Source organism: Salipiger sp. PrR003 (genome assembly GCF_010500785.1).
Classification (GTDB): Bacteria; Pseudomonadota; Alphaproteobacteria; order Rhodobacterales; family Rhodobacteraceae; genus Salipiger; species Salipiger pacificus_A.
This window is the reverse complement of the sequence record NZ_JAAGOV010000054.1, coordinates 207,267-234,126: the sequence shown is the minus strand read 5'-3', so window position 1 is coordinate 234,126 and position 26,860 is coordinate 207,267. Positions and strand designations below refer to the sequence as shown.

Annotated in this window: 31 protein-coding genes; 18 read left to right on the top strand and 13 right to left on the bottom strand. The window is 68.4% G+C overall.

All coding sequences use genetic code 11. The features are described from left to right. Window position 1: 1 nt before the first annotated feature. Window positions 2-1,162 carry an endolytic transglycosylase MltG gene (gene mltG / locus G0D83_RS20525; protein ID WP_164196576.1) on the top strand — a complete coding sequence of 387 codons (1,161 nt, stop codon included), beginning with the start codon at window positions 2-4 and terminating at the stop codon, window positions 1,160-1,162. Between the two features lie 92 nt (window positions 1,163-1,254). Here the strand turns inward: mltG and rsmA are convergent, their stop codons facing one another. From rsmA to lptF, 6 genes are all read right to left on the bottom strand, one after another. Then, on the bottom strand, window positions 1,255-2,094 hold the full coding sequence (gene rsmA / locus G0D83_RS20520) for a 16S rRNA (adenine(1518)-N(6)/adenine(1519)-N(6))-dimethyltransferase RsmA (RefSeq protein ID WP_108965198.1): 840 nt from the start codon (window positions 2,092-2,094) through the stop codon (window positions 1,255-1,257). Window positions 2,095-2,160: 66 nt separating this feature from the next. After that, entirely contained in the window at window positions 2,161-3,144 is a 984-nt protein-coding gene (pdxA, locus tag G0D83_RS20515) for a 4-hydroxythreonine-4-phosphate dehydrogenase PdxA (protein WP_164196575.1), read from the bottom strand. Continuing rightward, the gene (locus G0D83_RS20510) at window positions 3,141-4,367 is read right to left on the bottom strand and encodes a peptidylprolyl isomerase (RefSeq protein ID WP_203595630.1); all 1,227 of its coding nucleotides are present in this window, start codon (window positions 4,365-4,367) and stop codon (window positions 3,141-3,143) included. The genes pdxA and G0D83_RS20510 overlap by 4 nt, the downstream gene beginning before the upstream one ends. Beyond that, window positions 4,358-6,526 (bottom strand): LPS-assembly protein LptD, encoded by a 2,169-nt coding sequence (locus tag G0D83_RS20505; protein ID WP_164196574.1) that lies wholly within the window; start codon window positions 6,524-6,526, stop codon window positions 4,358-4,360. Before G0D83_RS20505 ends, G0D83_RS20510 begins: the two co-directional genes overlap by 10 nt. Further along, window positions 6,523-7,617 carry an LPS export ABC transporter permease LptG gene (gene lptG, locus G0D83_RS20500; RefSeq protein WP_164196573.1) on the bottom strand — a complete coding sequence of 365 codons (1,095 nt, stop codon included), beginning with the start codon at window positions 7,615-7,617 and terminating at the stop codon, window positions 6,523-6,525. The genes G0D83_RS20505 and lptG overlap by 4 nt, the downstream gene beginning before the upstream one ends. Further along, window positions 7,614-8,738 carry an LPS export ABC transporter permease LptF gene (gene lptF, locus G0D83_RS20495; protein WP_164196596.1) on the bottom strand — a complete coding sequence of 375 codons (1,125 nt, stop codon included), beginning with the start codon at window positions 8,736-8,738 and terminating at the stop codon, window positions 7,614-7,616. The genes lptG and lptF overlap by 4 nt, the downstream gene beginning before the upstream one ends. Before the next feature lie 164 nt (window positions 8,739-8,902). On the opposite strand from lptF, the gene G0D83_RS20490 reads away from it, so the two are divergent. The 3 genes from G0D83_RS20490 (at window position 8,903) to G0D83_RS20480 (ending at window position 12,118) form a co-directional block, all read left to right on the top strand. Further along, window positions 8,903-10,375, top strand: coding sequence for a leucyl aminopeptidase (locus tag G0D83_RS20490; RefSeq protein WP_164196572.1), 1,473 nt, complete (start codon window positions 8,903-8,905; stop codon window positions 10,373-10,375). Between the two features lie 75 nt (window positions 10,376-10,450). Then, entirely contained in the window at window positions 10,451-10,909 is a 459-nt protein-coding gene (locus G0D83_RS20485) for a DNA polymerase III subunit chi (protein ID WP_164196571.1), read from the top strand. Between the two features lie 549 nt (window positions 10,910-11,458). Further along, window positions 11,459-12,118: a Crp/Fnr family transcriptional regulator gene (locus G0D83_RS20480; protein WP_108965206.1), complete on the top strand. Its 660-nt coding sequence runs from the start codon at window positions 11,459-11,461 to the stop codon at window positions 12,116-12,118. A 3-nt stretch (window positions 12,119-12,121) separates the two neighbouring features. Here G0D83_RS20480 and G0D83_RS20475 read toward each other — a convergent pair whose 3' ends face one another. The 3 genes from G0D83_RS20475 to abc-f are packed head-to-tail and all read right to left on the bottom strand — an operon-like array spanning window position 12,122 to window position 15,301. Further along, entirely contained in the window at window positions 12,122-12,706 is a 585-nt protein-coding gene (locus G0D83_RS20475) for a TIGR02281 family clan AA aspartic protease (protein WP_203594868.1), read from the bottom strand. Between the two features lie 57 nt (window positions 12,707-12,763). Then, entirely contained in the window at window positions 12,764-13,390 is a 627-nt protein-coding gene (locus tag G0D83_RS20470) for a MarC family protein (protein WP_108965208.1), read from the bottom strand. A 51-nt stretch (window positions 13,391-13,441) separates the two neighbouring features. Then, window positions 13,442-15,301, bottom strand: coding sequence for a ribosomal protection-like ABC-F family protein (gene abc-f / locus G0D83_RS20465; RefSeq protein WP_108965209.1), 1,860 nt, complete (start codon window positions 15,299-15,301; stop codon window positions 13,442-13,444). A 319-nt stretch (window positions 15,302-15,620) separates the two neighbouring features. Between abc-f and ndk the strand changes: the two genes are divergently transcribed. Continuing rightward, window positions 15,621-16,043, top strand: coding sequence for a nucleoside-diphosphate kinase (gene ndk / locus G0D83_RS20460; protein ID WP_164196569.1), 423 nt, complete (start codon window positions 15,621-15,623; stop codon window positions 16,041-16,043). Between the two features lie 86 nt (window positions 16,044-16,129). Here the strand turns inward: ndk and G0D83_RS20455 are convergent, their stop codons facing one another. From G0D83_RS20455 to G0D83_RS20440, 4 genes are all read right to left on the bottom strand, one after another. Then, window positions 16,130-16,540 carry a DUF4112 domain-containing protein gene (locus G0D83_RS20455; protein ID WP_164196568.1) on the bottom strand — a complete coding sequence of 137 codons (411 nt, stop codon included), beginning with the start codon at window positions 16,538-16,540 and terminating at the stop codon, window positions 16,130-16,132. A gap of 5 nt (window positions 16,541-16,545) precedes the next feature. After that, on the bottom strand, window positions 16,546-16,725 hold the full coding sequence (locus tag G0D83_RS20450) for a YqaE/Pmp3 family membrane protein (RefSeq protein WP_108965210.1): 180 nt from the start codon (window positions 16,723-16,725) through the stop codon (window positions 16,546-16,548). Window positions 16,726-16,844: 119 nt separating this feature from the next. Then, on the bottom strand, window positions 16,845-17,195 hold the full coding sequence (locus G0D83_RS20445) for a TfoX/Sxy family DNA transformation protein (RefSeq protein WP_108965211.1): 351 nt from the start codon (window positions 17,193-17,195) through the stop codon (window positions 16,845-16,847). A gap of 4 nt (window positions 17,196-17,199) precedes the next feature. Beyond that, window positions 17,200-18,387 carry a pyridoxal phosphate-dependent aminotransferase gene (locus G0D83_RS20440; protein WP_164196567.1) on the bottom strand — a complete coding sequence of 396 codons (1,188 nt, stop codon included), beginning with the start codon at window positions 18,385-18,387 and terminating at the stop codon, window positions 17,200-17,202. A 331-nt stretch (window positions 18,388-18,718) separates the two neighbouring features. Between G0D83_RS20440 and G0D83_RS32310 the strand changes: the two genes are divergently transcribed. From G0D83_RS32310 to G0D83_RS20380, 13 genes are all read left to right on the top strand, one after another. Continuing rightward, window positions 18,719-19,060, top strand: a complete 342-nt coding sequence (locus G0D83_RS32310) for a hypothetical protein (protein WP_235958150.1) — start codon at window positions 18,719-18,721, stop codon at window positions 19,058-19,060. Beyond that, on the top strand, window positions 19,038-20,342 hold the full coding sequence (locus G0D83_RS20435; RefSeq protein ID WP_370457286.1) for a DNA-packaging protein: 1,305 nt from the start codon (window positions 19,038-19,040) through the stop codon (window positions 20,340-20,342). Before G0D83_RS32310 ends, G0D83_RS20435 begins: the two co-directional genes overlap by 23 nt. 273 nt (window positions 20,343-20,615) lie before the next feature. Beyond that, on the top strand, window positions 20,616-21,806 hold the full coding sequence (locus tag G0D83_RS20430; protein WP_164196565.1) for a phage portal protein: 1,191 nt from the start codon (window positions 20,616-20,618) through the stop codon (window positions 21,804-21,806). Beyond that, the gene (locus tag G0D83_RS20425; RefSeq protein ID WP_108965216.1) at window positions 21,799-22,023 is read left to right on the top strand and encodes a hypothetical protein; all 225 of its coding nucleotides are present in this window, start codon (window positions 21,799-21,801) and stop codon (window positions 22,021-22,023) included. The genes G0D83_RS20430 and G0D83_RS20425 overlap by 8 nt, the downstream gene beginning before the upstream one ends. A 27-nt stretch (window positions 22,024-22,050) precedes the next feature. Then, a complete protein-coding gene (locus tag G0D83_RS20420; RefSeq protein ID WP_164196564.1) occupies window positions 22,051-22,605 on the top strand; it encodes an HK97 family phage prohead protease in 555 nt (184 codons plus the stop codon). A gap of 27 nt (window positions 22,606-22,632) precedes the next feature. Next, window positions 22,633-23,817, top strand: coding sequence for a phage major capsid protein (locus tag G0D83_RS20415; protein ID WP_164196563.1), 1,185 nt, complete (start codon window positions 22,633-22,635; stop codon window positions 23,815-23,817). Between the two features lie 78 nt (window positions 23,818-23,895). Then, window positions 23,896-24,489, top strand: coding sequence for a head-tail connector protein (locus tag G0D83_RS20410; RefSeq protein ID WP_164196562.1), 594 nt, complete (start codon window positions 23,896-23,898; stop codon window positions 24,487-24,489). Continuing rightward, on the top strand, window positions 24,486-24,824 hold the full coding sequence (locus G0D83_RS20405) for a head-tail adaptor protein (RefSeq protein WP_164196561.1): 339 nt from the start codon (window positions 24,486-24,488) through the stop codon (window positions 24,822-24,824). The genes G0D83_RS20410 and G0D83_RS20405 overlap by 4 nt, the downstream gene beginning before the upstream one ends. Beyond that, entirely contained in the window at window positions 24,821-25,228 is a 408-nt protein-coding gene (locus tag G0D83_RS20400) for a DUF3168 domain-containing protein (protein WP_164196560.1), read from the top strand. Before G0D83_RS20405 ends, G0D83_RS20400 begins: the two co-directional genes overlap by 4 nt. Window positions 25,229-25,253: 25 nt before the next feature. Continuing rightward, window positions 25,254-25,676, top strand: coding sequence for a phage major tail protein, TP901-1 family (locus G0D83_RS20395; protein ID WP_164196559.1), 423 nt, complete (start codon window positions 25,254-25,256; stop codon window positions 25,674-25,676). After that, on the top strand, window positions 25,677-26,000 hold the full coding sequence (locus G0D83_RS20390; RefSeq protein ID WP_164196558.1) for a gene transfer agent family protein: 324 nt from the start codon (window positions 25,677-25,679) through the stop codon (window positions 25,998-26,000). Continuing rightward, window positions 25,997-26,197, top strand: a complete 201-nt coding sequence (locus G0D83_RS20385) for a rcc01693 family protein (RefSeq protein WP_164196557.1) — start codon at window positions 25,997-25,999, stop codon at window positions 26,195-26,197. Before G0D83_RS20390 ends, G0D83_RS20385 begins: the two co-directional genes overlap by 4 nt. Then, window positions 26,194-26,856, top strand: coding sequence for a phage tail tape measure protein (locus G0D83_RS20380; RefSeq protein ID WP_164196556.1), 663 nt, complete (start codon window positions 26,194-26,196; stop codon window positions 26,854-26,856). The genes G0D83_RS20385 and G0D83_RS20380 overlap by 4 nt, the downstream gene beginning before the upstream one ends. The last annotated feature ends 4 nt before the right edge of the window (window positions 26,857-26,860 follow it).

Genomic DNA, 26,860 nt, shown 5'->3' with positions numbered 1-26,860 from the left:
GATGTGGCGCAACATCGCCTCCAACGCGATGACCTTCCTGGTCGTGCTTGTCTTCCTCGCCGGGGGTTTTCTGCTCTGGGCGCAGAACGAGTACAGCGCGGAAGGGCCGCTGGCGCAGCCCATCTGCCTGCAGGTGCAGCGCGGCTCTAACTTTGGCCGCGTCTCGCGTGATCTCGCAGAGCAGGGGGCGGTCAGTTCGGACATGCTGTTCCGGCTCGGCGCGGATTATACCGACAAGACCGGTGCGCTGAAGGCGGGCTCCTATCTGGTGCCCGAGCGCGCCTCGATGTCGCAGATCACCGAGATCGTCACCAAGGGCGGCGCTTCGACCTGTGGCACCGAAGTGGTCTACCGCATCGGCGTGAACAGCGCCGAGGTGCAGGTGCGCGAGCTTGACCCCGAGACCGGGCGCTACGTCGAGCGGATCGAGTTCGATCCGGCCAGCGAGGAGCCGCGTCCCGAGGGCTACGATGAGGTCAAATCCGAGGTCGGCACGCGCTTCCGCGTGGCGCTGGCCGAGGGGGTGACGAGCTGGAAGGTGGTCGAGGAACTGGGCCTGATCGACATCCTCGAGGGCGAGGCCGGCGACCGGCCCGCCGAGGGCTCTCTGGCGCCCGACAGCTACGAGATCAGCCCCGGTGACACGCGCGCCGACCTGATTGCCCGGATGACCCAAGCGCAGGAGGCGATCCTCGCGCAGGCCTGGGCCAACCGTGCCGAGGGCGTGCCCTATGCCAGCCCCGAAGAGGCGCTGGTCATGGCCTCCATCGTCGAGAAGGAAACCGGCGTCGCCGACGAGCGTCCGATGGTGGCCTCGGTCTTCGTCAACCGGATCGAGCGCGGCATGCGCCTGCAGACGGACCCGACGGTGATCTACGGGCTGACCAATGGTGAGGGTGTGCTGGGCCGCGGGCTGCGGCAGTCAGAGCTGCGCAAGCAGACGCCCTACAACACCTACGTCATCGACGGGCTGCCGCCGACCCCGATCGCCAACCCGGGCCGCGCCAGCATCGAGGCGGCGCTGAACCCGGCGCAGTCGGAGTATCTCTACTTCGTGGCGGACGGATCGGGCGGCCATGCCTTCGCGACGACGCTGGACGAGCACAACCGCAACGTCGCCAACTGGCGCAAGATCGAGGCGGAGAAGGCCGAGGGCAACTGAGGCCTGATCGGCGGAAACAGAAAAGGCCGGGCGCATTGCCCGGCCTTTTTCGTTCTGGGATCGCGCTCTGCTGAGCCGTGCGGCTCGAAGCCTCAGCCCTTCAGCACGCGTGCCAATGCGCAGAACTGCTCGAGCGAGACCTGCTCGGCGCGCTCGGTGGGCTCGATGCCCGCCGCCAGCAGTTTCTCCTCGATGTCCGGCGCCAGTCCCTTGAGCGCGGCGCGCAGCATCTTGCGGCGCTGGTTGAAGGCCATGGCGACGACCCGCTCCAGCGTCTTGGCGTCGGCGGGGTAGCGCGGCTCGGGCAGGGCCTTGAGATGCACCACGGCCGAAGAGACCTTGGGCGGCGGGGTGAAGGCCGAGGGCGGCAGGCTGATCACGATGCGGGCCTCGCAGCGCCATTGCGCCAGCAGCGCCAGACGCCCATAGGCCTTGGAGCCGGGCTGCGCCACGATGCGTTCGGCGACCTCGCGCTGGAACATCAGCGTCAGCGTCGACCAGAAGGGCGGCCAGTCGGTCGGGGTCAGCCAGCGCACCAGAAGCTCGGTGCCGACGTTGTACGGCAGGTTGGCGCAGATCGCGATCGGCGGGGTCAGCTTCTCGAGCGGGTCGACCTGCAGCGCATCGCCGTTGATCACCTCGAGCCGGCCCTCGTAGTGCCGCGCGATTTCGTCGAGCGCCGGCAGGCAGCGCGCGTCCTTCTCGACCGCGAGCACCCGGCGCGCGCCCTCGGCAAGCAGCCCGCGCGTGAGGCCGCCGGGGCCGGGGCCAACCTCGAGCACGTCCATGCCCGACAGATCCCCCGCCGCCCGTGCAATTTTGGCAGTCAGGTTGAGGTCGAGCAGGAAGTTCTGGCCCAGCGATTTCTTGGCGCTGAGCTGATGCGTCGCGATCACCTCGCGCAGCGGAGGAAGGCCGTCGATCCCGCTCATGCTGTCATCTTTCCTTGAATACTTCGGGGTGGGCCCCAGAGCGAGGGGCAGAGCCCCTCTATACCCTTACCCCTGCGCCGCGCCAGCCGAAAGCTCGGCGGCCATGCGCAGCGCCGCCAGCGTCGAGGAGGGGTTGGCGCGCCCTTTGCCCGCGATGTCGAAGGCGGTGCCATGGTCGGGCGACGTGCGCACGAAGGGCAGACCGAGGGTGACGTTGACCCCCTCGTCGAAGCCCAGCGTCTTGACCGGGATCAGCGCCTGGTCGTGGTACATGCAGACCGCCACGTCGTAGCGGGCGCGGGCCGCGGCGTGGAACATCGTGTCGGCGGGCAGCGGGCCGAGAAGGTCCATGCCTTCGGTGCGCAACCGTTCGAGAAGCGGCGCGATCATCTCGATTTCCTGCCGTCCCATGCGTCCGCCTTCGCCGGCGTGCGGGTTGAGACCGGCGACCGCGATGCGCGGGTGGGCGACGCCGAAGCCCGCCATGGCATCATGGGTGATCCTCAGTCGCGCCTCGAGCAGCGCCGCGTCGAGCGCCTGCGGCACGTCCTCGAGGGCGATGTGGATGGTGGCGGGAACAACCTTCAGCTGGGGGCAGGCGAGCATCATCACGACCAGGGGCACGTTCCCGAGATGGGCGAGGAACTCGGTGTGGCCGGGGAAGGCAAAGCCGCAGCCCTCGGCCAGCGCCTGCTTGGAGATCGGCAGGGTGCAGAGTGCCGCGGCCTCGCCGGACTGGCAGAGCTGCACGCCGCGCTCGATCGAGGCCACGACGCTCGCGGCCTGCGCCGCTTGCGGCACGCCCGGCACGCGGGGGCCGGGGAACTCCTGCGCCAGAACCGGCAGCCCGCGGGTCGCGGCGTCGGCGGCCTCGGAGGGATGCTCGATCCGCACGTGCGGGACGGTGCCGGGCAGGTGACGCGGCTCGCCGATCCAGAAGAAGGGCAGCGAAGCGCCAAGCTCTGCCCAGCAGGCCTCGGCCAATTCAGGGCCAATGCCCGCGGGCTCGCCGCAGGAGAGCGCGATCGGCAGGGCCCGGGCCGCGCTCATTTCTCCACGATATGGGCGTTGGCGCGCAGCTGCGACAGGTAGGCCTCGGCCATCTGGTTGAGGCGCTGGTTGCGCAGCCCGATGGTCACCTGCTGGCGATCGGCATCGGCGGTGACCGTCGGGGTGCGGTTGCACAGCATGAGCACCATCAGCGTCTGGCCGTTCGAGCGGCTGAGCGCGGTCGAGATCTCGCCCGGGTCGAGCTTCGAGAGCTCATAGGCGACGTCGGTGGGCAGCTCGGAGGGCGGCAGCGACTGGCGCTGCAGCACCTCGGCGGGTTGGCCCTTGGCAAAGGCGTAGAGATCGTCGCAGCGGTCGACCTTGCTGGCCAGCACGCGGGCCTTGGCCAGCGTCTCGGGGGTGCGGCCGCCGGCCATGTAGTAGGTGGCATAATCGACCGAGGCGATCTCGGGTGCGGTGTAGCCCGACTCTTCGAGCTGGCGCATCTGGAAGAGCGCCACGGCGCCCTGGATCGGGATCGGCGCGGTGACCTCGCCTGGCGAGAGACCGATCACCAGCGGCCGCAGCACCGGCGGCAACGCCGAGAGATCCTGCCAGGGCAGGCGGCCACCCTCGCCGCGGGTGGCGGTGGCGGAATACTCGCGCGCCGCGGCGGAGAACTCGGCGGTGGAGCGGTAGCGCGAGATGCGCTCGGCGAGGCTCTGCACCTGCGCTTCGGTGCCCGGACGGATCGGGATGATGATCTCGGAAAGCAGCACGCGCACGTTGGAACCGGTGGCGCTGCCGGAGAGGGCGCGGTCGACCTCCTCGTCGCTGACGGTGGTGCGGGACTGGAAGCGCAGCTGGACCAGCTGGCGCCAGGAGAGGCCGGCCGTCACGAAGTCGCGGAAGGTCTGCTCGTCGACGCCATTCTGGCCGAGCACGCCGACGAACTGCTCGAGGCTGAGATTGCCGCGCTGCGCGAATTCCGCCATGCCGTCGGTGACTTCCTCTGCCGACGGATCGATGCCCGCATCCTTTGCGGCCTGCAGGCGCAGGCGGTCGTCCACCAGCTGCTTACGGGCGAGCTTCATCGGATCAGAGCCGGAATTCAACACTTCGATCATCCGCGCGCGCTGCTGGATCTCGTAATTGGTGATCACCATCTCGTCGACAAGGATCGCAGGCGAGAAGAGCCCCTGCGCAAGCAGGGCTGCCGGGGCGAGCGCCAGGCCTGCGGCACAGGCGACGGCGCGGAGGAAACGGGAGGGGATCACTTGCATGTGCGTCGATACTCCTTGGCGCTTTCCGAGGTGCCGAAGCCAGTCAGCGCCACGGAGAGGCCGTAATCGGTGGACGGTTCCAGGTTGGTCGAGGACGCGTATTTGCGCGTCACCGAGAAGTCGACCTGGACGCATTCATTGCGGTATTGCAGGCCCATGCCCGCGCGGTCAAGCCGTTGATCGGCAAGGTCGTAGCGCCATTCCGCCGAGCCGGTCCAATTGGTGGCGAAACGGTAGCTGCCTTCGAGCGACCATTCCGACTGGGTCTCGTCGCGTTCCTCGGCGGCGTCCTGCACCAGGAAGAGGTAGGAGGCGCCGAGATCGATCCAGTCGTTGGACCAGTCGACCCGCGCTTCTGCCTTGCTGAGATCGCTGATCCCGGCGAGCAGTCCGCGCGCCGAGATGGTCAGCCCGGTGTCATTGCTGAAGCCGGCGGCGACGAGCCAATCCGACAGCTGGCTGTCGAGACCGGAGGACTGGCTGAAGTCCGGGTCTGCCTCGTCCTGCCAGACCCGGCCCAGGGTCATCCCGGCGCGCCAGCCCTCGGGCGCCTCGTGCAGCCAGCGCAGGCCGGTGGCAAGGGTCTGGCCGTGCTCGCGCCGGTCGGCGGCAGGGAAGCGCGAAAGCGCCAGAAGATTGGCCTCGTCGAATTCGACGCGGGTGCTCTCGTCGGCGACGATGTTGACCCGCGTGCCGCCCACCAGCCCGTATTGCATCACCGGCTCGAGCAGCGTGTGCCCGCCGCCCGCGTCGTGGCGGACCAGCGGCCAGCGCAGCTCAAGCGCGGTGCCGCCCATGGCGCGCGACACATCGCTGTCCGAGCTGCTGTCCTGCCGGTAGGCGTAGCGGTCGAACCACAGCTCGGTGGTCAGCCCGAAGCGCAGCCCGCCGTCGAGCGTCCAGCGCCGGCGCCAACTGGCCTCGGCGGTGAGCCGGGCCACGTCGCGCCCGTCGATGTCCCTGGAAGAGGTGCGGTAGTGCCCGTGCACCTCGGTGCCGAGCCGCAGCTCTCCGCCGAGCCGTCCGCCGGGGAAGAAGCGCCTCTCGTAGGTGCTGTCAAAGATCCACGACGGCAGCAGCGCATCCTTTTCCGAGGCGCGCAGCGACTGGTAATGCGACAGCCCGAGCCGCAGCAGGTCGTCCGAGCGCGCCCGCGAAATCTCGATCGTGCTGTCGAGACGGTCGAGGTCGTCGTAGTCGTAATCGTTGAGATAGGCCTCGTCGCTGACCATCTTGAGGTCGAAGTCGAGCTGGAACTCGTTGCGCAGGCCGAAATTGCCCTCGGCGAAGAGGTAGCCGCGGGTCTCGTCGGTGGTCAGCGTGTCGCGGGTCAGCGCGCCGTTGAGCTCGACATCGCCATTGACGAAGGCGCGGCGGTAGCGCGTCTCGAGCGTCTTGGTGACCGGCGAGACATAGGGGGTGAGCGTGACGTCCTGATGATCGCCGATCGGGATGAAATAGGGGACCTTCACGCCGAAGCCGAGCAGGGTGGTCGTGCGGTACGAAGGAACCAGGAAGCCGCGGGTCCGTTCGAGCGTGGGGTCGGGCAGGCGCAGGCTCGGGACCCAGAGGATCGGCACGTCGAGCACCCGCAGCTGCGCGCCCTCGAAGTAGATCTGCTGCGCCTCCTGATCGTGCACCACGCGGTCGGCGCGGATCGACCACAGCGGGACCTCGTCGGCGCCGCAGACCTGGCAGGAGCTGACCGCGACGCGGCTGAGCTGGGTGAAGCGTCCCTCGGCCCGGCGCGCCTCGACAGCGGCGAGCTGGAGCTGCTCTTCCATGACCATGCGCGCCCCGGTGAGGATGCCGTCGCGCAGGCCCTCCTCCAGCTCTGCGCTTTCGGCCAGCAGCAAATTGCCCGAGGCGTCGGTGATCCGCACGGGCCCCTCGATCTGCAGGGTTCCGGCCTTCTGGTCGTAGACGATCCGGCTTGCCGCCAGCCGTGTGCCATCTTGCAGCGCCTCGACGTTGCCCTGAGCGATCAGTCGGTTGCCATCCTCGACGTAGACCTCGTCGGCGACGAGGATCGCCGGGCCCTGGCCCTCTGCGGGGGCGGTCGTGGTGCTGGTCTGGGCGCGCAGCGGAAGGGGCAGCGCGGCGCTGAGTGGCAGGCTCAGGGCCAAGGCCGCCGCGAGCAGTCGGGTCTGGGGGGTCATCCTTCCTCCATCTGGAGCACCAGCCCGAGGGCCAGCAGAAGCGCGGCGACGGGCGGCACCCACGCGGCGAGCATCGGGTTGAGCTGGCCATTCTCACCGAGGATCTGCGCGAAGTTCCGCACGTAGTAAAGCCCGAAGCCGAGCATCACCGCAGCAAGCACCGACAGGCCGGTGTTGGCCAGCCGCGCCGGGCGCATGGTGAAGCCCGCGGCGACGAGCACCATCGCCACGAGGAAGATCGGCTGGGCCAGCTCGGACTGAAGCCAGACGATGTGGCGGCGGGCCGAGAAGCCGGCCTCTTCCAGCCCGCGGATGAAGGCTGGCAGCTCCCAGATGGGGATCGCCGAGGGCTGGCCGAAACGGTCGCGGATCCCGTCCTGCGTCAGGTTCGAGGGCAGGCGCATCTCGTCGAAGGTTTGGGCGGATCGCTCGGGGTTGCCGACATCGCCCAGCGGCCAGACCTTGGCTTTTGTCAGCACCCAGTCTCCGGCCTCGAGCTCGGCGCGCTCGGCGATGATCCGCTGCTCAGGACCGCCTCCGGGGGCGTAGCTGACGAAGCTCACGTCGAAGAGCACCGTGGCATCGGGGTTGGTGCGGCTGGCACGGATGACGGTCTGCGCGCCGTCGGCTCCCTGCCGCAGCCAGAGCCCCTCGGCACCGATCGACAGCACCGAGCCGCCGTCGCTGTCCCATTCCTGTTCGAGATCGGCCGCGCGCTTCGAGGTGGCGGCCACGATCGGGTTGAGCATGCCCACCGCGAGCCCAGCGATCACCAGCGCCACGCCCACCGGCCCCATCAGCGCGGCAAGACCCGAGCGGCCCGCGGCGCGGCTGACCACCAGTTCGGAGCTGCGCGCCAGCGAGATGCACATGGAAATGGCGGCAAGGATCGTCACCAGCGGCAGGATCGAATAGGTGCCGCCAGGCAGGTTCAGAAGGGTCATGTGAACGACCTGCCCGAAGCTCACCTCATCGCCGAACTTGCGCAGCTGCTCGACCAGATCGACGAGGAAGAAGAACAGCGCGAAGATCAGCGCGATGGCGAGGAAGAACCGCAGGAAACGCCGGGCGAAGTAGAAATGCAGGATCATGCCGCGGCTCCGGGAGCGGGGGATTTGCGCGCGGCCCGGCCCGGGCGGCGCATGCGCGAGGCCTGCCAGAGCATGGCGCCGGTGATCGCGAAGCCGGTGAGGCTGGGCAGGTAGATCAGCGGCCAGAGCGCGCCATTGGCCCGCACGGGCGTCGAGACCGAGCTTTCGATGATCTTGATCAGCACCAGCAGGAAGATGGCCCCGATGATCTGCCGGGTGACCCCGAAGCGCGAGAAGCTGCCGGTCATCAGCGCGGCATAGCCGATCAGCGCGGCCACGACGCAGAGCAGCGGCTGCTCGAAGCGCATGTGCGCCTCCTCGAGCACTTCGCCGACCGAGTCGTTGACCTCGATGGCCACCGCCTCGGTGTCGGTCAGCAGCTCGAGCGTGCCGATCTGCCGGGCGCGGCGGCCGGGACGGCGGTCGGGGGTGATCAGGCTGGAGATATCGTAGGTCAGATCCTCGAAGGTCGTGGTCGACAGCGCCTTGTCCGAACGCCTCAGGGTCTGGGCGGTGCCCTCGACCATGGTCAGCATCGTGGTGTCGGACTCGCTGCGCACGATGTAGGCGGTGCGGGCGGTGTAGATCACCTCGCGGTCCTTCAGACGGCGATCCGACAGGAAGACGTCGCGCAGCTCGCCTTCGGGCGAGATCTCGCGGATGTAGAAGGTCACGCCCTTGGCCGGGTGCAGGAAGGTGCCCTCGTGCAGCAGCCGGGCCGAGACCGAGCCCGAGATCTCCGCCTCGCGCTCGCGCAGCTGGCCGTAAGAAAGTGGCACCAGAACATGCGCAAGCACCGCCATCATTGCGCCGATTATCAGTCCGAAGACCAGCACCGGCCGGGCCAGCCGCCAGGGCGAGTAGCCGGTGGCCTGCACCACGGTCAGCTCCGAATCGTTGCTCGAGCGGTTGATAACGTAGACCGAGGCGGCAAAGGCCGCGATGGGCAGCACGATGGCGATCACCGCCGGCAGGCTGAGCAGGGTGAATTCGATGAAAATGCCGCCGGAATGGCCATCGGCGATCAGGTCGCCGAACAGGTTCACTGCGCGGTTCACCCAGTAAACCATCACCAGCACCAGCGAGAAAAACCCGAACAGGACCATGAGCTGCGACAGCATGTATCTGTCGAATCTCTGCACTTCACTTCCCCCGGTTTTCCGTTGGCGACGACCCTAGACGATCGCTCTTCGCGGGAAAAGGTGCCTCTGGTCAAGCCGATTGCGGCGCTCTAGGAGTCTTGGACCGGACACAATGACGACAGACAAGCAGGGAAGGCGGGCGAATGACCCAGTTGCGCACATTCGAATTTTCGGCGGTGGACCTCGACGGGCTGGCGGAGCGGCAGGGCAGGATCGCGCTGCTGGTCAATGCCGAAGGCCGGATGAGCCCCGGTGCGCGCCGGCTGAACCGCCTGACCAAGGGGGCGCTGGCGCGGCTGCTCGAAGCGGAGCGTTGGGAAAAGGCCAAGGCGGGCGAGGTGATCTCGCTGGCCTATCCGGCCGGGCTCGCCGCCGAGGCGCTGGACGTGGTGAAGCTCGAGCGCCGTCCCTCTGTTGCCGAGGCGCGCAAGGCGGGCGCGGCATTGGCCTCGGCCGCAGGCGGCAAGGCGCTGACCCTGGTCGGCGAGAGCACCGCGCGGCTGGAGCATCTGGCGCTCGCGTTGGCGCTGCGCGGCCATGCGGTGGTCAATCACAAGTCCGAGAGCGCCGAGGCGCCCGAGCCCGCTACCATCCTCTGTGCCAAGCCCGAAGAGACCGGCAAGGCCGCGGCCTCGCTGCTGGCGGTGGCCGAGGGCGTCGCCTTTACCCGGGATCTCGTGAGCGAGCCGGCCAACGTGCTGACCACCGAGGAATTTGCCGCGCGGCTCGAGGCGCTCACCGAGCTCGGTGTCGAGGTCGAGGTTCTCGAAGAGGAGCGCATGGCCGAGCTTGGCATGAACGCGCTGCTGGCCGTGGGGCAGGGCTCTGCCGCGCCGTCGAAGATGGTGGTGATGCGCTGGAAGGGTGCCGAGGGCGATCCACTGGCGCTGGTCGGCAAGGGCGTCGTCTTTGACACCGGCGGCATCTCGCTGAAGCCGGGGCCGGGCATGGAAGACATGACCATGGACATGGGCGGCGCGGGCACCGTGGCAGGCGTGATGAAGGCGCTGGCCCTGCGCAAGGCCTCGGCGCACGTCGTTGGCCTCGTCGGCCTCGTCGAGAACATGCCTTCGGGCACCGCGATGCGCCCCGGCGACATCGTGACGTCGATGAAGGGCGACACGATCGAGATCCTCAACACCGACGCCGAGGGCCGGCTCGTGCTCTGCGACGTGCTGTGGTACGCGCAGGAACACGTGAAGCCCGCCGCGATGGTCGATCTGGCGACCCTCACCGGCGCCTGCATCGTCGCGCTTGGCCATGAGAACGCTGCGGTGTTTTCCAACGAGGAGGGCTTCGCCGAGGACTTCCTCAAGGCCGCCAAGACCGAGGGCGAGGGCGCTTGGCGCATGCCGCTGGGCCAGGCCTATGACGACATGCTCAAGTCGCCGCTGGCGGACATGAAGAACATCGGCGGGCGGCCCGCGGGCTCGATCACCGCGGCGCAGTTTCTCAAGCGGTTCGTCAGGGATGACATGCCGTGGATCCACCTCGATATCGCCGGGGTGGCCAAGTTGAAGTCCGCCTCGCTGCTGGCGCCTGCCGGGGCGACCGGCTGGGGCGTGTTGTCGCTGGACCGGATGATCCGCGACCGCTTCGAGCGCAAGGACGGCTGAGCCAGGCCCGCCGCCGCCCCGGGCGCCCCGCGCCCGGGTGCGAAACATTGATCCGATGACAGGAGGCTGGCGCGCATGGGTGTCGCGATGTTCTACCACCTGACCCAGAGACCGGTCGAAGAGACCCTGTCGATGCTGCTGGAAAAATCGCTGGCGGCGGGCTGGCGCGTGGCGGTGCGCGGCGGCGATCCGCAGCGGCTCGACTGGCTCGACGAACGGCTCTGGCTGGGCCGGGACGGCAGCTTCCTGCCGCATGGCCGCGCCGGTGGTCCGCATGACGCGCTGCAGCCCGTGCTGCTGACCGATCGCGCCGAGACGCCCAACGGCGCGTCCTGCCTGATGTCGGTGGACGGGGCGGCGGTCTCGCCCGAGGAGGTGAGCGCAATGGAGCGGGTTTGCGTCCTCTTCGACGGCATGGACCCGCGGGCGCTTGATGTGGCGCGCGGGCAGTGGCGGGCGCTCACCGGCGCCGGAGTGACCGCACAATATTGGTCCGAGGAAAGCGGACGCTGGGAAAAGAAAGCCGAGTCCTGAAAGTTTGGCTGTCACGAAATCATCACGCATTTGGCGTGATGGCAAATGTGTGACTCGCCTTTAGGGTGATCCTATTTGACATATGCGCTAATTTCCGCCCATTCTGCCAATTGAGAGGCAGGATTGCAGTCTCCGGAAAAATGGCAAAAAAATAGAAAATTTCTTGAAAAATATGACAGCACTGTCGCCCCGCTTACACAGATCGGCGAGAATCCTCCTAAACCGTGATTGCACGCCCGACCGCTTCGAGTTGTATCCTAGGGCTTGGTCGTGTCTTACACGGTGTTTTCCGTGTGAGGGTGAGGGTTACCAAGTAACGGCCATTCCAGAGTCGTCCTCCGCCGCACCCCATGGATCGGAACGTTCCGGTTCGGGATACGGCAGACGCGGCTCTGGAATGGCCATTTCCCGTTTTCATCCCGCGCGGCGGATGTTTTCGCCGATGAGCCGACGGATTTCCGCCGACGCGCCCGTCCGTGCCGGTGCTCGCGACAGATTTATGTGTTTTGCCCTTGCGTCACTTGACCAAGCGGCTATCGGACTGACTTCATGACAACTCCTATCGAATACGGGCCTTTGCTCGACTGCCCGCTGTTTGACGGCCTCAGCCGAGAGCAGAAAGAAACCCTTCTTTCCGAGTGCACCCTGCAGCGCTTCGACGCGCCGACCGATATCCTGCGGCAGGGAGAAACGACGCCGGTCATGTACCTGATCCTGAAGGGCCGGGTGGAGGTGATCTACCTCGACAAGCAGGGCAATGCCGCGGTGCTGCATGTCGCCGGACCAGGCGAGGTGCTCGGCGAGGTCGAGGGCCTGTCGGGTACCCCCTGCTCGTCGAGCTGCCGGACCCTGCCGGAAGCGATGGTGCTGGCTTGCTCCTTCGAGCTGCTGCTCAAGCACATTCCGCCGGCGCTGTTGCTGCGCAATTCCGCCGCGATCATGCAGACCCGGCTGACCCGCGACAACGAGCTTCGGGCCATCGCGCAGTTCTTCTCGGTCGAGGAGCGGCTGCGCATGTACTTGCACCAGTTCACGACCGAGGCCCACCGCGAGGCCCGGCTGAGCCAGTCCTACCTCGCCTCGATGGTGGGCTGCTCGCGACAGACGATCAACAAGCTGCTGGGCGACCTGCGGCGCGACGGGGTCATCGAGATCCGTCGCGGCGCCATCGCGGTGCTCGACCGCGAGCGGCTGAAGATCGAGGTCTGACGCTCAGCGCCGCTCCAGCACCATCTTGCCACCCGCGATCTCGAGCCGGTCAAAGCGCTGCAGGTAGCTCATGCCGAGCAGCGAGTTGTCCATCTCTCCGCCGTTGACGAAGGCAGGCAGGTTGCGGTCCTCGAAGCTTCCAAGGGTGACGGTACCGAGCCGGACCGGCGCGGTCTCGACCGCGCCGTTCGCGGTGCGGGCGCTGGAGTGGAAGGCAAGGTCCGCGGTGGCGATGCCGATGCGCGCGGCGTCCTGCCGGGTCAGCACCACGCCGGTGGCGCCCGTGTCGACCACGAAACGCACCGGCGTGTCATTGATCTGAAGCGTCAGGTAGTAGTGCCCGTCGGACGCTCGCGGCAGCTCGATCCGGCCCGTCTCGGCAAAGACCGATTGCTGCGGGCTCACCGTGTGGCGGATGTCGTCCCAGAGGCCGAAGGCCGCGATCACCCCGAGGAAGATCAGCCCCCAAGCCGCCAGTTGCTGCAGCTTCTGCATCAGCCGGCCGCGCTGCTGTACGAACATCCACAGGACCAGCGCCGCCAGAAGCAGCCCGAGGTATCCCAGCCGGCCGATTTCGAATTCAGACAAATGCGCGCCCCCCATGCTTGGGACCAATGTAGGGGCTGCGCTCGCGCTCTGCGAGTCTCAGCCGAAAACGCCCGACCAGTCTATGCCGCGGATGCCGTCGATGACGAATTGCACCGCGAGCGCCGCCAACAGCATGCCGAAGAGCCGGGTGACGACGACGATCCCCACGTGGCCCAGAGCGCGCTCGATGGGACCAGCGACAAAGAAACAGGCGAGGGTCATCAGCAGCACGATCACCAGCACGCCGAGGATCATCGCGGTCTCGAGCGGACCGGGTGAATGTCCGACCAGCAGGATGATCGTGGCGATGGCACCGGGGCCGGCGATCAGCGGGATGGCGATGGGGAAGATCGACGGATCGGGCATGACCTCGTCCTCGACCTTGTCTTCGCGCCGCTTGGTGCGGCGCTCGAAGAGCATGTCGAGTGCGGTGATGAACAGCAGCAGCCCGCCCGAGATACGGAAGGCCGACATCGAAATGCCGATGAATCCGAGCACCGCCTCGCCGAAGAACGCGAAGAGCATGAGGATCGCCAGCGCGGTGATGCAGGCCCGGATCCCGACCGCGCGCCGATGCGCGGCATCGGCGCCCTGGGTCAGCGCGATGAAGACCGGGGTCAGCCCGATGGGGTCGATCACCACGAAAAGCGTGGCGAAGGCGCTGATGATCAAGGCCATGTCCATGGCAAATGGCTAGGGCCTCGCGCGGGCGCTGTCCAGAAAAAGCCTGCCGGCTCAGCCGGCTTCCGCCGTTTCGAGCTTCTCCATTGCCGCTTCCCAGAGCGCCTCGGCGCGGCGCAGCCCGTCCATGACTTCGGCGTACTTGCGGTTCCAGGTCTCCAGCTCGCCCGCACGGGTTGCCTCGTAGAGCTCGGGGTTGGCGAGCTTGGACGCAAGCTTCTCGCGCATCTCCTCGATCTTGGCGACGCGCTCTTCGCACTTGCGCGCCTCCGAGCGCAGCGCAAGGACCTCGTCGCGGCTGGCGCGCTTCGGCTTCGGCGCGGCCTTTTCGGCCTTGGCGGGCTTTGCCGGCTTGTCCTGCGTCAGCAGCATCTTGCGGTAGGCCTCGAGGTCTTCCTCGTAGGGGGTCACCGTGCCGTCCTTGACCAGCCACAGACGGTCGGCAACCAGCCCCAGCAGGTGCATGTCGTGCGAGACGAGGATCACCGCGCCGGAATAGGCGGTCAGCGCCTCGACCAGTGCCTCGCGGCTTTCGATGTCGAGGTGGTTGGTCGGCTCGTCGAGGATCAGCATGTGCGGCGCATCGAGCGTTGCCAGCAGCAGCGACAGGCGGGCCTTCTGCCCGCCCGAAAGCCGCCCGACCTCGGTCTCGGCCTGGTTGGCACCTAGGCCGAAGCCCGCCAGCTGCGCGCGCAGCTTCGAGGGGGCACTGTCGGGACGCTCGCGCTGTAGGTGCTGCAGGGGCGTCTCGTCAAGGTGCAACTCGTCGACCTGGTGCTGGGCGAAATAGCCGATGCGCAATTTCGAACTGGACGTCATCTTGCCGTCCATCAGCGCCAGACGCCCGGAAAAGAGCTTCGACAGTGTCGACTTGCCCTGGCCGTTGCGGCCGAGCAGCGCGATGCGGTCGTCCTGGTCGATGCGCAGCGAGAGCTTGCGCAGCACCACCTTGTCGCCATAGCCGGTGGAGGCATTCTCCAGCGCCAGGATCGGCGGCGAGAGTTCGTCGGGCTGCGGGAAGGTGAAGACGCGCTTGGCGGCCTCCTCGGGCGGGGTGATCCGCTCCATCTTCTCGAGCATCTTCACGCGTGCCTGCGCCTGCCGGGCCTTGGAGGCCTTGGCGCGGAAGCGGTCGACGAAGCTCTGCAGGTGGGCGCGGCGCTCGTCCTGCTTCTTGGCCGCTGCCGCGAGCACGGCGCGGCGTTCTGCGCGGGTGCGCGCGAAGGTGTCGTAATTGCCCTGGTAGAGCACCAGCTTGCGCTCCTCGAGGTGGAGGATCGCCCCCACCGCGCGGTTGAGCAGGCCGCGGTCGTGGCTGATGACGATGACCGTGTGCGGGTAGCTCTGCAGGTAGCTCTCGAGCCAGAGCGCCCCTTCGAGGTCGAGGTAGTTGGTCGGCTCGTCGAGGAGCAGCAGGTCGGGCTCGGCAAAGAGAACGCCGGCGAGCGCGACGCGCATCCGCCAGCCGCCCGAGAAGTCCGAGCAGGGGCGTTGCTGCGCCGCCTCGTCGAAGCCGAGGCCCTTGAGGATCGTCGCGGCGCGCGCCTCGGCGGACCAGGCGTCGATGTCCGCGAGACGGGTCTGGATGTCGGCGATGCGGTGGGGGTCGGTGGCGGTCTCGGCCTCGGCCATCAGCGAGGCGCGCTCGAGATCGCAGGCCAGCACGGTCTCGATCAGGGAGACATCCGAGGCAGGCGCCTCCTGCGCCACGCCGCCGATCTTGGCGCGGGCGGGCAGCTCGATCTCGCCGCCATCGAGCGTGAGCTCACCGCGGATGAGCCGGAAGAGCGTGGTCTTGCCCGCGCCGTTGGGACCGACGAGGCCAACCTTGTGGCCCGCGGGAATCACGGCGGAGGCCTCCTCGAGCAGAGGGCGGCCTTCGACGGAATAGGAGATGTCTCGAATACTCAGCATGGCGCCGCCATAGCAGAGCCTTCGGGCGGGCAACATCCCCCTTCGTGCATATCGCGCTTACCCGGCGGTTCTGCCGACGCCGAGGGCGCGATGTGCGTATTTGGAAAGGGAAGAAGGGTGGCACTGCCCAGCGTCTTGTCTTTCCAAAATGCGCCGGGGTGAATTGGCCGTGGGCCAAGAGGGGCAGAGCCCCTTTCTGCCTGTGGACGAGGCAGCGGGGGCCACGGGGTCTTCCCAATTCCTCAACCCCATGGTAACGCCCCCACCAGAGAATGCTGGCCGGGCCGTTGCCCGGCCTTGTGACATTGGAGAGACCAAAATGGCCGTCGAACGCACCCTTTCGATCATCAAGCCCGACGCAACCCGCCGCAACCTGACCGGCAAGATCAACGCCAAGTTCGAGGAAGCGGGCCTGCGCATCGTCGCGCAGAAGCGCATCCAGCTGACCCCGGCGCAGGCTGGCGAGTTCTACAAGGTGCACGCCGAGCGCCCGTTCTACGGCGAGCTGTGCGAATTCATGGCTTCCGAGCCGGTTGTCGTGCAGGTGCTGGAAGGTGAAGGCGCGATCGCCAAGAACCGTGAAGTGATGGGCGCCACCAACCCGGCCGACGCCGCAGAGGGCACCATCCGCGCAGAGTTCGCCGAGTCGGTCGGTGAGAACTCGGTGCACGGCTCGGACGCTCCGGAAACCGCGGCCGAAGAAATTGCCTATTTCTTCGCTGGCCTCGAGCTCGTCGGCTGAGCCTGACGCTCAATCACCGCAAATAGAAAGGCGCCCCGCGGGGCGCCTTTTTGCTGTCCGGTTTTGATGTGCGGTCGCTTGGAGTCTCAGGCAGCGACGTCGATGGGTTCGGCTGAGCCGGCGCCGCCGGGCGCGTGGCGGCTTTCCAGCCAGCGTCGCAGCAACCCGGCGTTGCGGGTGTTGGCGCGATAGCCGACGTCAAAGATGTCGCCCACCAGAGGCACGAGACCCACCAGCCAGTCGACCGCGAGGTTTGCGCCCATCTGTCCGAGCAGCGGCTTGGGCGCGCCCATGGCGTGCGCCTCCTTGACGATCCAGACCGCCGGAGCGAGCGCCAGCGTGTCGCCGATGCCCGGAACAAGGCCGAACACCGCGTCCCAGCCGAAGCGGATCGGAGTGAAGGGAATGCGGTAGGCCCGATCCATCCGCCGTGCCCAGCGGTCGATCTTGTCGAGGCGCTGGAAATCGGGGTGGAGCGTGTGTTCGCGGGCGGCCATGGCGATCACACGTGCTGTTGCTTCGGCCCGGTGCGGGCGATGATCCAGATCGCGTGCACAATGCCGGGGATGTAGCCGAAGATCGTGAGCAGGATGTTGATCCAGAAATGCTTGCCGAGGCCGACCTGCAGGAACACGCCGAGCGGCGGCAGCAGGATGGCGAAGATGATGCGGATGAGGTCCATGTCGGTCTTCCTTTCAGATGAAGGATGTGTTGGCTGATCAACACGCAGACCCACGGCAAGGTTCCTGTGCCCGCACGGCGGCGCGGGCCGAGAGCTGGTTTCTGATGGTCAGCATGGCGCTATTTGCGGGGGCGCCTGCTCGGGTCGATGACGCCGATCTCGTCGAGGATTTTCTCGATGCCGTCCAGCGGCGCGTTGCCCTTTCGTTCGGCAACCAGCGCGTCGAAGCGGCTGCGCAGCTCTTCCTTTTCTTTACCGCGCGCGTCGTTCCATGGGCGCCCCTGCAGCGCCATGTGCAGCACGTAGAAGCCGATGAAATGCGGCCTCGTGCCATGGGCGAGCAGGCGGCGGTAGGTCTCGTCGGCGCCGAGCGCGCGCAGCGTCTCGGCATCCGCGATCCCGGCGCGCCGGCAGGCCGATTCCACCGCTGGCCCGAGGTTGCGGATGCTGGAGATCGGCGTGCCGGACACGGACTCAGGCTGCCTTGGCGAGCGTTGCGGCAAAGCCGGTGAGGGTCGTGAGCGCCTCGGCGAATTCGCCGTCGGGGATGGTCAGCGCGACGCGCAGGAAGCCCGCGGCGGAGGGACCGAAGCTCTCGCCCGGCATCACCGCGATGCGGTGGGTGTCGAGCAGGGCGTCGGCAAAGGCGATGCCCGAGAGGCCGGTCGCGCGGATGTCGAGGAAGAGATACATGGCGCCGCCCGAGGGCACGAGGCCGACGATGCTCTGCCGGGAGAGGATCTGCTGCGCCAGCGCGCGGCGGCGGCGGAAGGGCTGGGCGACGCGCGGCTCGAGCGTGGCGTCGGCAGTCAGGGCGTAGAGCGCGGCGTCCTGGATGTAGCCGGGCACCCCGTAGGTGGTGTTTGTCGCCAGATCGATCAGCGCCGCGATGGCGGGCTCGGGGGCGATGAGCCAGCCGATGCGGCTGCCGGTCATCGCGTGGCTTTTCGACAGCGAGCCGATGACCATGGTGCGCTCGGCCATGCCGGGCAGGGCGCGGGGGCTGAGATGTTCGCCCTCCCAGATCTGCGTGTCGTAGACCTCGTCCGAGATCAGCCAGAGGTCTTCGTCGCGGGCGACTTCGGCGAGGCCCTCGAGCACCGCGCGGGGGTAGACGGCACCGGTGGGATTGCTCGGCGAGTTGACCAGCAGTGCCGAGGCACCGGTCTCGCGCGCCTTGCGGCGCACCTCGCCCGCATCCGGGAAGAAACTGTGCTCGGGGCGCGTGGCGATGCTGTGCGGCACGGCGCCAGCGGCGCGGAGGGTGCCGGGGTAGGTGACGTAATGCGGCTCGATCATCAGCGCGGCGTCGCCGGAATTGCAGGCGGCCATATGCGCGGCAAAGAGCGCCGATTGCCCGCCGGGGGTGACCAGCACGTTGTCCCGCGTGGTGGCGACGCCGGTGCGCGCGGTGACGCGGGCGGCGATGGCGTCGCGCAGGGCCGGGATGCCGGGCACCACGGCATAGCCGGTGTGGCCGGCGGTGGCGGCGCGGTGCATCTCGGCCAAGATCGACGGGTCGGTGCGCTCGTCGGGCTCGCCGATGGTCAGCTCGGTGACCCGAACTCCCGAAGCACGCAGGGCGCGGGCCTTGTAGAAAATCTCCCATCCGTCGCCGCCCCCGGCGTTGAGTGAGGTGATGCGACGGGAGAGAGAAGGCATGGCGGGCTCCGCGAACTCGAATATCGGACCGTTGTGCCAGAGCGCGAAAGGGGCGGCAAGAGAGGCCAGTCGCGGCGTCGGGCGCGCGCTTTATTCATGGTGTATTGTTTATTTTTAACAGTTATTTAGGATATGCCGCGCGGCCTGGTCATCTTGACTTTTCGGACGCTCTTTGGTAGCGTTCGTGCATGCTGGACGAAATGGGCAGGCGGCCCCGGGGTGACCCCGGTGGCCGTTTTTTCGTTTGGCGGCAGGGCACCACGACCCCGGCAAAGACCGGCGCGGGCCCCCTGCGAGGCATGACCCCTACAGGCAAGAAAGGTATCGAGCGATGATCCTCGTCCATCTCGAAGAAGAACTCTCCCGTCTCGAAGAGGAACGGGAGCAGCTGGCCGACATGCTGCGGCATCTCGGAAGCGACATGCGGCGCCTGCGCGACCGCTTCGACGAAGACGGCACCTTGGACAAACCGGAGACCAGCAAGGCCGCGGCGGATCTGCGCTATTGGCTGAAGGTCGCCCATGAAACGGAGGCTCAGATCAGGAATGTCAGACGCAAGCAGAAGGGAATTGCCGGAGACTGGGCGCTCGATCTCGAGCGCGCAAGGGTTGAAATCGGCTGCCGCATGGCTCGCCTCCGCCGGTGCTGCGGTGCAGGAGAGTTTCCTCAGTGACCTTTCGGAGGGGGAGCGCCTGGCGCTCCCCTTTCTCTTCGAGTTCTGGGCGCTCGAGCACCAGTTGCCGCCGGCGGGGGACTGGCGCAGCTGGGTGATCCTGGGCGGGCGTGGCGCGGGCAAGACACGGGCCGGCGCGGAGTGGGTGCGCGCGTCGGTGGAGGGCGCGCTGCCGCTCTCGCCGGGGCGCTGCCGCCGGGTGGCGCTGGTCGGCGAAACCCTGGACCAGGCGCGGGAGGTGATGGTGTTCGGCGACTCGGGTCTGCTCGCCTGCTCGCCCCCCGACCGGCGGCCGGACTGGAGTGCCACGCGGCGCTGCCTCACCTGGCCCAACGGCGCCGAGGCGATGGTCTTTTCCGCCCATGACCCCGAGGCGCTGCGCGGGCCTCAGTTCGATGGTGCCTGGGCCGATGAGCTTGGCAAGTGGCGCAAGGCGCGCGAGACCTGGGACATGCTGCAGTTCGCGCTGCGGCTGGGCGAGCATCCGCAAGTCTGCGTGACCACCACGCCGCGCAACATTGGCGTCCTGAAGGAGCTGCTGGATCTGCCAAGCACGGCGGTGACCCGTGCGCCGACCGAGGCAAACCGGGCCAACCTCGCGGCCAGCTTCCTCGATGAGGTGCGGGCGCGCTACGGCGCGTCCCGGCTGGCACGGCAGGAGCTCGACGGCGAAATGGTCTGCGACGTCGACGGTGCGCTCTGGACGCAAGAGATGCTGGAGCGCGCGCGGTTGCGGGCGGCACCGGAGCGGCTCGATCGCATCGTTGTCGCCCTTGATCCGCCTGCGGGCGATGGCGCGGGCTCGGACGCCTGCGGGATCGTCGTCTGCGGCGTGAACTGCGAAGGTCCGCCGCAGGGCTGGCAGGGGGTGGTGCTCGAGGACGCCTCGGTCCAGGGACTGGGGCCGAGCGGCTGGGCACGCGCCGCCGTCGACGCCTTCGAGCGCTGGCAGGCCGACCGCATCGTCGCCGAGGTCAACCAGGGCGGTGCCATGGTGGAGGCGGTGCTGCGGCAGGTGGCGCCGTCGGTGCCGCTGCGAAGGGTCAGTGCCACACGCGGCAAGGTGCTGCGCGCCGAGCCGGTGGCGGCGCTCTATGAGCAGGGGCGCATCGCCCATGCCCGGCGTTTCGATCTGCTGGAGGAACAGATGGGGCTGATGACCTCCTCTGGCTTCCAGGGGCAGGGCTCTCCGGACCGGGTAGATGCGCTGGTCTGGGCGCTCACCGAGCTGATCACCGCGCCCGCCGAGGGCTGGCGGCGGCCCCGGGTTCGAGTTCTGTGAACATGGAAAAGGGGGGCGTTGCCCCCCACCTCGGCGCCCCTTGGCCTGCGGCCTCACCCCTGGCGTCTTTCGCAAGCGAAGAAGCGCGGCGGGCCGTGGTGCCATCTTCACTTTCCAAATTCGCATGGCGCGGCGGCGGAAGGTGCGGTCGCGGCCGTTGCTCGGGCAGCGCGCGGCGCGGGAGGGCTTGGTTAACGGATGCTGCGTAGCTTGGTCTTCAACGCGAACCGGGGCCGTGAAGGTCTCGGGCCGGAGACCAGCAAGGAGCGGCACATGGGGTTCGACTTTCTGCGGCGGGGACGCGGAGCGGCAGCTCGGCCGGAGACCAAGGCCTCGGCGGCGGGCCGGCTTATCGCGGTGCAGGCCTCGGGACGCGTGGCCTGGTCGCCGCGGGACACCGGCTCGCTGACCCGGCAGGGGTTCACCGGAAACCCGGTGGGCTTCCGCGCGGTGAAGCTGATCTCGGAGGCTGCCGCGGCGCTGCCGCTGGTGCTGCAGGATGCCGAGATGCGCTATAGTGCCCATCCCATCCTGCGGCGCATCGCTGCGCCGAACCCGGTGCAGGGCAAGGCAGAACTGCTTGAGTCCCTTTACGGTCAATTGCTGCTGTCGGGGGATGGTTATCTCGAGGCGGTTGGCAGCGGCGCCGGGCTGCCGTCCGAGCTGCACGTGCTGCGCTCGGAGCGGATGCGGCTGGTGCCGGGGGCGGATGGCTGGCCCATTGCCTATGAGTATCAGGTGGACGGGCGGGCACACCGCTTCGATGTCGGCGAGAGCCCTGCACCGATCTGCCATATCAAGAGCTTCCATCCGCAAGACGACCACTACGGGCTCTCGCCGTTGCAGCCTGCGGCGCAGGCGCTGGACGTGCACAACAGCGCCTCGCGCTGGTCGAAGGGGCTTTTGGACAATGCCGCGCGTCCGTCGGGGGCCATCGTTTGGACCGGCGGCGACGGCCAGGGCTCTATGGCACAGGACCAGTACGAGCGGCTGGTTTCCGAGATGGAGAGCCAGCATCAGGGGGCGCATAACGCCGGGCGGCCGATGCTGCTGGAGGGCGGGCTCGACTGGAAGCCCATGGGGTTCTCGCCCTCGGACATGGAGTTCCAGCAGACCAAGGAGGCCGCGGCACGCGAGATCGCCATTGCCTTCGGGGTGCCGCCGATGCTGCTGGGGATCCCCGGGGATGCGACCTATGCGAATTACCAGGAGGCCAACCGCGCCTTCTACCGGCTGACCGTGCTGCCGTTGGCGCAGCGGGTGAGCGCGGCGCTGGGCAGGTGGCTCGCGGGGTTCACCGGCGAGGAGGTGGCGCTCAAGCCCGACCTCGACCAGGTGCCGGCGCTCTCCGCCGAACGTGAAACCCAATGGCGGCGTGTGTCCGAGGCGGCCTTTCTGACCGTGCCGGAAAAGCGGCGCATGCTGGGGCTGCCGCCGCTGGCGGAGGAGGACGAGGGTGACTGAGCGGGCGCCCTACGAGCTTTTCGCCTGTGCCCCGGGGTTGCGGCTCGAGGCGCATGAGCGGCTGAGCGCGCTGCAGATCGCCGCGCTCGAGGATCGCTTGGCGCGGCTGGAACTGGTGCTGGAACGTCTGGAGAAACGGCTCTGGCTGGCGGTCTATGGCGTGGCAGCGGGGCTGCTGGCGCAGGCGCTGCAGGGTCTGAGTGTCATGGCGCCCTGAGGGGCGGAGCAGGGAAGGGAGCGTTGCATGGAACTGGAACACAAGTTCTGCGAGCCCCATGGGGAGAGTGCCCCGGGGATCATCCTCTCGGACGGGCTGCGGATCGAGGGCTATGCCTCGCTGTTTGGCACGCCCGACCAGGGGGGAGATATCGTTGCACCCGGCGCCTATGCGGCATCGCTGCAGCGGCTGGCGTCCGAAGGACGCGCGGTGCGGATGCTCTGGCAGCACGACCCGGCGCAGCCGATCGGCCTTTGGGAGGAGGTGCGCGAGGACGGGCGCGGGCTCTACGTGAAGGGCAGATTGCTGGAGGCGGTCGAAAAAAGCCGGGAAGCGGCCGCGCTGATTGCGGCCGGGGCCATCGACGGGCTGTCCATCGGCTATCGCACCGTCACGGCGGTAAAGGACCGACAGGGGCGCAGGCTCCTCAGGGAATTGGAGCTCTGGGAGGTGTCGCTTGTCACCTTCCCGATGCTGCCAAGTGCGCGGGTCGCGGCAAAGGGGGAGACCTCGAGCGCCGAGACGCTGCGCGATCTGGCGCTGGCGCTCGACGCCGCGCGCCGTGACCTGGCGGGCGACTGACGCGCGCCACAACAGGGGACCGAGCTGATGAGCAAACCCGAGAACCGTTCTCGGACCGGGGAAGATCTGTCCCCGGTCGCCCGGGTCGGCGCCGCGATGGCGGGGCTGACGGCAGACATCAAGGCCATGCGGGCCGACCTTCACGCGAAACTCGACAACCATGAAGAGCGACTGACCATGCTGGACACCAAGACTTCGCTTGCCGCGGCACGCCCGGCGCTGGGCACCATGGCGGACGCCGGGCTGCCGCACCGCAAGGCCTTTGGCGCCTACCTGCGCAGCGGTGATGACGATGGGCTGCGCGGGCTCGTGCTGGAGGGCAAGGCGCTCTCCACCGCTGTCGCCGCCGATGGCGGCTACCTTGTCGATCCGGTGACCTCGGAGACGGTGAAATCCGTGCTCGAGAGTGCCGCGTCGATCCGCGCGATTTCCGCCGTGGTGACGGTCGAGGCGTCATCTTTCGACGTTCTGGTCGATCAGGGCGACACCGGCGCGGGCTGGTCCGACGAGGTCAACGATCCGGGTGAAAGCGAGACGCCGACCATCGACCGCATCCAGATCAAGCTGCACGAGCTCTCGGCCATGCCAAAGGCTTCGCAGCGGCTGCTCGACGATGTGGCCTTCGATCTCGAAGCTTGGCTGGCGGGGCGCATCGCTGACCGTTTTGCCCGCGCCGAGGCTGCGGCCTTTATCACCGGAGACGGCATCGACAAGCCCATGGGGATCCTCTCCCACGACATGGTCGACAACGAGATCTGGGAGTGGGGCAATATTGGCTACGTGCCCTCGGGCGTGGCCGGGGCGATCGGCGACGGCGATGCGATCATCGATCTCGTCTACGCGCTGGGCGCCGAGTACCGGGCCAAGGGCGCCTTCGTGATGAACTCCAAGACCGCCGGTGCGCTGCGCAAGCTCAAGGATGCCGACGGGCGGCACCTGTGGTCGGACGGGCTGGCGGCGGGCCAGCCGGCGCGGCTGATGGGCTACCCGGTGCTGATCGCCGAGGACATGCCGGACATCGCCGCCGACAGCACGCCCATCGCCTTTGGCGATTTCGGCGCGGGCTACACGATCGCTGAACGCCCGGACCTGCGCGTGCTGCGCGATCCCTACAGCGCCAAGCCGCACGTGCTGTTCTACGCCACCAAGCGCGTCGGCGGCGACATCAGCGATTTCGCGGCGATCAAGCTGCTGCGCTGCGCGACGAGCTGAACGGGCTGAGGGCGGCGGCGGCCCGCCGCTCTCATGCCCTGCGGGCACAGGTACGGCAGGGACAAGCGGAGAGTCCTGATGATGGTGATCGAAGAAACCCAGGTGCCCGATGCGGCGCTGCCCCTAGCGGCGCTGAAGCGGCAGCTACGGATGGGCAGCGGCTTCGAGGAGGACGGGCTCCAGGATGACGTTCTCCTTTCGTTCCTGCGCGCGGCGCTGGCCGCCATCGAGGCGCGTACCGGCAAGGCGCTGCTCACCCGGAGCTTCCTCTGGACGCATCACGGCTGGCGCGACGCCGAAGCGGCAGTGCTCCCGCTTGCGCCTGTCGTGGCGGTCTCGCGGTTGACCCTGGTGGACCGCTACGGCGTGGCACAGGACGTGGCGCCGGAGCGATACCGGCTGGAGACCGACGCCTTCGCGCCCATGCTGCGCCCGCAGCGTGGCACGCTGCCCGACGTGCCGAACGGCGGCTCTGCCGAGGTCCGTTTCACCGCAGGCTACGGCGAAGGCTTCGACGAGCTGCCACCCGATCTGGCTCAGGCGGTGCTGTTGCTCGCCGCGCATTACTACGAGTACCGCGACGAGACCGCGCTGAGCCAAGGCTGCATGCCCTTCGGGGTGACCGCCTTGATCGCGCGTTACCGCCCGCTGCGACTGGGGTTCTCGGCATGAGGGGGGTGCGGCTGACGCAGAACCTCGTGCTCGAGGCGCCGCTGCAGGCGCCCGACGGCACCGGCGGCTTCACGGCCGGTTGGCGGGTGCTGGGCACGCTCTGGGCCGAGCTGACCCCGCGCTCGGGGCGCGAGGTGATGGGCGAGGCGGGGCCGATGGCGCGCGGGCGGTATCGGATCACCGTGCGCGGGGCGCCGCAGGGGGCCGCGAGCCGCCCTGTGCCGGGGCAGCGCTTCCGGCTTGGCGGGCGGGTGTTCGACATCCTCTCGGTGGCCGAGCGCGATCTCTCGGGGCGCTATCTTGTCTGCGAGGCGCAGGAAGAGGTGGCGTCATGAGCTATGCGGTTTCCGGCGCGCTTCAGGCTGCCATCTATGGCGCGCTGCAGGGGGATGCCACGCTGACGGGACTGGTGGGCAGTGCGATCTACGACGCGCCACCTTCGGGCGCGCTGCCGGGGCTCTATGTCACGCTCGGCGCCGAGCGGGTGCGCGATGCCTCCGACGGCTCTGGGGCGGGGGCCTGGCACGACCTGACCGTCGCCGTGGTGACCGGGGCAGCGGGGTTCTCGGCGGCGAAGGCGGTGGCGGGCGCGGTCTCGGACCTGCTGCATCAGGCCGACCTCCCCCTGGCGCGCGGCCGGCTGGTGAGCCTGCGCTTCCGCCGCGCCGAGGCCCGGCGCGAGAGCGGCGGCCTACGCCGCATCGACCTGACATTCCGCGCCCGCGTCGAGGACGCATGAGGCGCCACAGCAAGGAGGTGCAGACATGGCTGCGCAGAACGGCAAGGATCTTCTGATCAAGCTCGACCTCACCGGCGACGGGCAATTCGAGACGCTGGCGGGGCTGCGGGCCACGCGCATCAGCTTCAACGCCGAGAGCGTCGACGTCACCTCGCTGGAAAGCGCCGGGGGCTGGCGCGAGCTGCTGGCGGGGGCCGGGGTGAAATCGGCGAACCTGTCGGGGTCGGGTGTGTTTCGCGACGCGGGCACGGACGAGCGCGCGCGCCAGATCTTCTTTGACGGCGAGACGCCGGATTTCCAGGTGGTGATCCCCGATTTCGGGATGGTCGAGGGGCCGTTCCAGCTCACCTCAATCGATTATGCGGGCAGCCATGACGGCGAGGCGACCTACGAGATCGCGCTCGCCTCGGCCGGGGCGCTGAGCTTCGTGCCGGCGGCGGGGGCGTAAATGGCCAACCCCTGGCGCGGCGAGGTGGAGCTGGTGCTCGACGGCGAGCGGCGGGTGATGCGGCTGACGCTGGGCGCGCTGGCCGAGTTGGAGGCGGCGCTCGAGGAGGGCTCGCTCGTCGATCTGGTGCGCCGCTTCGAGAGCGGCGCCTGCTCCAGCCGCGACGTGCTGGCGCTGATCGTGGCGGGGCTGCGCGGCGGCGGCTGGACGGGCTCGGCGGCGGACCTCGTGAGCGCCGAGATAGGCGGCGGCCCGATGGCGGCGGCAAGGGCGGCGGCGGAGCTTCTGGCGCGGGCCTTCGCGCTGCCGGGGGACACCGGGTGAGCGGGTTCGACTGGCCGTCGTTGCTGCGCGCCGGGGTTCAGGCGCTGGGGCTGCGCCCGGCGGAGTTCTGGGCCCTGACCCCTGCAGAGCTGCGGCTGATGCTGGGCGAGGACCGCGGCGCGCGCCCGATGGGGCGGGCGCGGCTCGAAGAGCTGATCGCGGCCTTCCCGGACGCGACACAGGAGGACGGCGCATGACCGATTTCGACACATTCGACGCGCTCGACCGCGCCATGGGCGCGCTGGAGATGGGGCTGGGCGGAGCCGCGAGCATGGCGGCGGGCTTCGGCGCCGAACTGAAGCGCATCCACCAGACCTTTGCCAGCACCGGCAAGGGTGCGGCGAAGCTCGAGACCACGCTCAGCCGGGGGCTGGCACGGGCCTTTGACGGTGTGGTCTTTGATGGGATGCGGGCCTCGGAGGCGCTGCAGCGCGTGGCGCGCGGCGTGCTCGACAGTGCGTATCGCACGGCGGTGCGCCCGGTGACCGACCAACTGGGGGGCGCGCTGGCGGCGGGGATGTCACAGCTTTTCGGGGCGTTCTCGCCCTTTGCTCAGGGCGGCGCCTTCAGCCAGGGCCGGGTCATGCCCTTTGCCACCGGCGGCGTGGTCAGCGGGCCGGTGCGCTTTGCCATGCGCGGCGGCACCGGGCTGATGGGCGAGGCGGGGCCCGAGGCGATACTGCCGCTCTCGCGCGGTGCCGATGGCCGCCTCGGCGTGCGTGCCGAGGGGCGCAGCCCGCCGGTGAGCGTGGTCATGAACATCCAGACGCCCGACGTGCAGGGCTTCCAGCGCAGCCGCTCGCAGATCGCCGCGCAGATGAGCCGGGCGCTCAGCCAAGGCGCGCGCAACCGTTGAGGAG